A 3264-nucleotide genomic window follows, 5' to 3' on the forward strand; every position below is an offset into this window, starting at 1 on the left:
TATAAACTGCCCTAGCTGGGTCAGGCCACCCCAGTTAATCACCTCTTGCTGAAGTACCCCCGTGGGTAACAGCGAGAGGCCGACTGCTATCACAACCAGCAGTAACCACAGGTTACCGATCGTCCACCACGATGGACGCTGGCTTAAGCTCACCGATAGCAACATCAATTCAGCCCTTAGATTGCACCTTACAACTGCGCATCATGGTCAGTGTGTGACAGTTGATTCAACTCCTGGAACTTTGGTGATCCGGATGTTACGACCATTACAGCATGTAGTCTAGTAGCAAAGGGACTAGGGGTTGATAACACAGCCGACACAGGATGGTGCAACAAGGCAAGCAGACAAGAACAGCCTGCTAAAACCATTAGGTCGAGCGCTCGGCTGTTAAACTGACACCTTTTAGCGTAATCCATTGACATCCACCACAAAATCGTTATCAAAATCAAGTCCTGCGTAGGCTGATGAAAGCACTAACATAACGGTTCTCTGCACTAGTCCACCAACCAATAACGGTTTATAGCTAATAGTCTCACTAACTAACACTAACTAATAAGTGGGAACCGGAAGCGATCGTGCAATTGCTTGCCTAGCGTTAGCTGCGTTCCATCATCGTTCCACTGCACCTCGTCAAAAATCTGGTACAGAATGAACAAGCCACGACCACACTCTTGCTCACAACAGGGCAAATAATCATCAAGGCTGGCTAGGTTAGCCGCGGGTGGTGTGAATCCTTGGCCTTGATTGGTAATGACCCACCAATAGAATCGCTCAACCACCGAAAAGTTCACCCGGATTAGTTTTCCTGGATCCAGCTTGTTGCCATGCTTAACGGCATTAACTAGTGCCTCTTGCAAACCTAGCCGTATCTCCGATCGCCAGCGCTCTGGCACCTCAGCTACTAGTACATCAAGCACCGGACACAAGTAAAGTGTCGAGGCAAAGCTAACTGTGTTAGCGATACGCCCAATTGGGCGGCGTGAAATGGCAATCACTTAGAAGACCCTACTGAATTTCAAGTGAAAGTAACGTGGTGCAGATACATGTTGCTATGGACATACACCAAAGTGCCGAAGACCAATCCTACTAACTCCAATGATCCTATGGGCTGCTAACATCCACAGTATCACTGTATGGAAGAAGTAGAAGTGCTGAAATCTGGAGACTCAGTGTTCAGGATCAGTAACTTAGACAAGCTACAACAATAGTTAAGTGAGCACAAATGAGTCAAACTAAAAATTCACTTTCATGCCTTTGGGTTATTAGTACAAGGTTAACCTCCAACTCTAACTACCAGTGACACAAGTTGCCGGAGCCATCGCCAGATGTTTACTCCAAGCGTCAAAGTTCCTGCAAAACTTGCATCTAACCCACTTGCCGAACATAGCTGAACACATTTGAGTTCTCTATGATTATGCTGTTCATGACTAACAGCAGTTACCTGCACTATCTTACCTGCATTACTTCATCTATTCGCCGTGTGTGTTGACCTAGAGCTATCACTGCTACATTGAGTTTATCACACGAAATACCCCAGTAGGAGGATGCAGGGAAATTAGAGCTTGTGTAAAAAATCAACGGGTAGGTTGTGACCGAATCTGCGGATTCTCCCTAGCTTGCCTAGTACTATGGTTAGAACCTATTAGCCTACCTGTATGGACTTTATGCCGAGGGAGTCGGCTTCCCTGGCATTCAAGCTAACTGGTGCTAATGACTGTTTCTGTAATTCCCTCAATATGCAGATATTAAGATTTCTGAGTAATCGCCTATTGCTTCACTGTTGCAGGTTTTGGCAATACTTGTTGGCAGTTCTCGTTGGTCAAGCGATCGTCATCACCGCAAGCCCAAGCTGGTCAGCAGAGCGCATCAAGTTTTTCTATCCACCCTTCGGGGAGTTCACAGTTTCAGTCACCGATTTAGAAATCTTTGCTAAAGAGGGTCGCATCACGCCAGATTTTGCCTTCTATGCTCAGCAAGCAACTCCAGCACAGTTAGAGGCATTTCGAGAATTACTGCAACGCCAGTTTGTCATCAGTCCTGTAACCATTTCTCAGGTTGCCTATTCTCCTACAGGGGATGTACTGCTTGATCGCTTGGGCAACGTGATTCGTACCGAAGCTCATCAAAATGGGTCTAGGGCTTTGCGAGCAGCTTTCATTCTTGCAGCCGCAGAACCCAACGGCCTAAATGTTGTAGAGTTGCTACGCAAATTTCCTAGTCGGGACATTCGCCTAGACTTACCTCAAAGTTTGAAGGTTGCTCGCAGTGCATCTGAGATTTTTCAACGCCGGGATCAGGTTTTAGCTGCCCTTAAGCCGACAGAGGTGTTGCCACCGCCAGATAATCTAGCTAATTTGATTGCGCTACAAAAAACTGGCCCTCGGAACTACAGTAAAGAATCACTGGCAATTGCCAACCCACAGCGATCGCAGTTAGTTCCGGTAGATCTCTACATGCCATTAGAAGTCCGAACACCAGTTCCTCTGATTGTCATCTCCCATGGGATTGCTTCCGATCGCACAACGTTTGCTTACCTTGCTCGTCACCTAGCATCCTATGGTTTTGCAGTTGCAGCTTTAGAGCATCCTGAGACCAGCAGTGGTGCATTCCTTCGTTTCCTAGGGGGGTTACAAGGCTCTCCTAATGCGACTGATATTGTGGAGCGCCCGTCAGACATTACCTATCTGCTAGATTACTTGCAACTCCGTGCTGAAGCTGATCCCGCTCGCTATGGTCGCATTAACCTCCAGCAGGTAGGTGTGCTAGGGCAATCCTTTGGAGGGTACACAGCACTAGCTGTAGGTGGAGCTACTATCAACGCAATGCAGCTAGATCCTGTGTTGCGCGATCGCTGTAGCACGCAGACATTAGACTTCAATTTATCAATGTTGTTGCAGTGCCGAGGTACGGAGTTGCCACTGCAAAACTATGATATGCGAGACGATCGGGTTAAGGCTGTTTTTGCCATTAATCCTATTGGCAGTGCACTGTTTGGAAGACAAGGCATGGAGCAAGTTCGAGTGCCAACGTTGATGATTGCAGGCACTGATGACTACTTTGCCCCACCCGTACCAGAGCAGCTATTTCCCTTTAGCTGGATGACGACCAACGATCGCTACCTAGTGATTATGGATCGAGGCACTCATTTTTCATTTCTAGGCCAGGAAACTTCTGTTGTTTTCTCAGTTCCTGATGGTTTGATTGGGCCAAATCCCACCCTAGCCCATCCCTACTTGAAGAGTCTTAGTCTGGCGTTTTTCCTAG

At 47.3% G+C, this 3264-nt stretch carries 2 protein-coding genes; one reads left to right on the plus strand and one right to left on the minus strand.

Annotated features, from left to right (window positions below; all coding sequences use genetic code 11):
* Positions 1-545: 545 nt before the first annotated feature.
* Positions 546-995, minus strand: coding sequence for an anti-sigma regulatory factor (locus tag NZ772_16125; GenBank protein ID MCS6815082.1), 450 nt, complete (start codon positions 993-995; stop codon positions 546-548).
* 807 nt (positions 996-1802) lie between these two features.
* On the opposite strand from NZ772_16125, the gene NZ772_16130 reads away from it, so the two are divergent.
* Positions 1803-3264: alpha/beta hydrolase (locus NZ772_16130; protein MCS6815083.1), on the plus strand; the 1462-nt coding region annotated here is incomplete at its 3' end.

The sequence above is a fragment of the Cyanobacteriota bacterium genome, from assembly GCA_025054735.1.
Taxonomy (GTDB): Bacteria; Cyanobacteriota; Cyanobacteriia; order SKYG9; family SKYG9; genus SKYG9.